General features: G+C 76.9%; 2 protein-coding genes. Both read right to left on the bottom strand.

The annotated features are described in order from the left end of the window. The coding region (locus tag VGR37_07485; protein ID HEV2147229.1) for an Ig-like domain-containing protein at window positions 1-478 on the bottom strand (478 nt) is incomplete at its 3' end. Between the two features lie 338 nt (window positions 479-816). Then, the coding region (locus tag VGR37_07480; GenBank protein ID HEV2147228.1) for a phosphodiester glycosidase family protein at window positions 817-1,646 on the bottom strand (830 nt) is incomplete at its 5' end.

The following is a 1,646-nucleotide window of genomic DNA, read 5'->3' as shown; positions in this document are numbered from 1 at the left end:
CGGTGTCGCCGCTCGCGGTGAGCGCCGCGGCGCGGAGCGAGCCCGTCCCGCCGACGTCCACCGTGGCGAAGGCGGGCGTGACCGCCACGCGCGACGCCGGGGCCTGCGAAACGGTGAGGGCCAGGGTGCCGCTCACGCCTTCGGCGCTGGCGGTGATGGTCACCGGGCCGGCGGCGCGCCCCGTGACCAGGCCGTCCTGCGAGACGGTTGCGGCGGCTTCGCTGCTGCTGGCCCAGGAGAAGGTCTTCCCGGCGAGCGCGGCGCTCCTCCGGTTGAAGGCCACCGCGGTGAGCTGCAGGGTCCTCCCCGCCTCCACGGAGGAAGCGGGGGCGCTCACCTCGACCCGCGAGATGCTGCGGTTGGACGCGGCGGGGCCGTCCTTGCACCCCCCGGAGAGCAGGAAGGCGCCGACGCCGGCGCACAGCAGGAGCGGCGTCCTGGACCGCGCGAGGCGGGAACGGGAAGCGGGGTGGCTCACGAGTGTCTTTCTGGAACGGTTCGGACGACGGGGCGGGGTCGGGTCTTCCGCTCAGCGGCGGGACCGGGGGGCGGACCCGCAGACCGACGGTCGGGGAGCTGGCGGAAGGACCGGGCCCGGAAAGCGGATCCCGGATGTGGGAGACGGTATATTGCGGGCCGGGGTCCCGCATGTCAACGCGCTTGGCCGAACACACACGTGCACCCACGGAATCCCCGTCACGGCGCGGTTCTCGCCCGACTCCCGGGGCCGGCTCCGGCGGCCGGTTCCGCGATGGCCCGCGGGGGCGAGGGGCGGAGTGTTCCCGAAAGGGAACGCGTCGCCCCTGCAGCCCGGAGTCAGGGCCCGCTGCAGCTCCCCGGCGCGGGGCCCAGGAGCAGGAGCGCGTTGGCGACCGGACGCTCGCCCTCGGGGTCGGAGGGGCGGTTGACCGTGGCGCCGCGGACGACCAGCGCGGTGGAGCCGCCGCCGTCCAGGTTCAGCGCCTCCACGGCCCCCAGCTCCAGGAAGAGGGCGCGCAGCTCGTCCAGCGACATCCCCACGCTGTGCCCGGGCTGCCGCCCGTCCACCGCCACCAGGAGGAGGGTGCCGTCCGCGCGCCACCCCACGGCGCTGCGCGGATGGCGCGCCGTGGAAAAGGACGGCTGCATCCCGGGCGGGTCCGGGACCGGACGCCCGCCGCGCAGGAGCACGGGGTGGCCGCCCACCATCTCCCGCACCGGTCCGGGCGCCGGGTCGAAGGCGAGCGTCCAGCGGAGCGTGTCGCCCACGGGCGCGAGGAGGCGGAGAAAGGTCGCCGCCTGCCCGCGGGCCGCGAACACCGCCCCGTCCGCGGGGACGGGGACGCCTTCCGGGAGCGTGTCCACGGCCACGAGGACGCCGCGCACGGTGTCGCCCACGGCGCGCGGCGGATCGAGCCGGCGGACGACCAGCTCCACCACCCCGGTGTCCGCCGGGGTGGCGGCGCCGACCAAGCGGTTGTAGAGCGCGAGGGTGTCGCCCGCCGGGGGGGCGTTGACCCGGCCCAGGAGCGCCGAAAGGCCCGGCGAGAGCCACAGCCTCCCGCCGAGCCGCACCGTCCCGACGAACGGCGCCCCCCGGTCGGTGACGCCGAGGACGGGGCGGTCCGTGGGGCCGGAGACGACCTCCCCCGCCGCGACCTGGGCGC

This window comes from Longimicrobiaceae bacterium (assembly GCA_035936415.1).
Classification (GTDB): Bacteria; Gemmatimonadota; Gemmatimonadetes; order Longimicrobiales; family Longimicrobiaceae; genus JAFAYN01.
The sequence above is the reverse complement of the archived record's forward strand: the minus strand, read 5'-3'. Positions and strand labels throughout refer to the sequence as shown.